The sequence below is a fragment of the Paraburkholderia sp. SIMBA_027 genome (assembly GCF_046535315.1).
GTDB classification, from domain to species: Bacteria; Pseudomonadota; Gammaproteobacteria; order Burkholderiales; family Burkholderiaceae; genus Paraburkholderia; species Paraburkholderia tropica.
Map to the genome: position 1 here is coordinate 1 of NZ_JAWRWY010001349.1, position 246 is coordinate 246.

Annotated in this window: 1 protein-coding gene; it reads right to left on the minus strand. The window is 51.6% G+C overall.

Annotated features, from left to right (window positions below):
• A partial coding sequence (locus SB764_RS43575) for a hypothetical protein (RefSeq protein ID WP_410867249.1) occupies positions 1 to 246 on the minus strand: 246 nt, incomplete at both ends.

The window sequence follows — 246 nt, forward strand, 5'->3', positions numbered from 1 at the left end:
AATGACCGGTTTCACCAGTCGGATGCCACTCGTTACAACTTCGGTGACGACTTTTTCGACCGGCAGCAAAAAGGCCAGAATATCTATCCATATCTGCGCGAGCCCTTCTATGGGGCGCCCCGCACTGATTGCTTCGATTCCGTGCCAGAAAGGCACAAAACCTTTCAGCACTTCGCGACGTTTTTCCCTCTCTTGCTTGAATGCCTGATAGTTTTTCCGGTCATCTTTCTCGGCGTCAGTAACGCG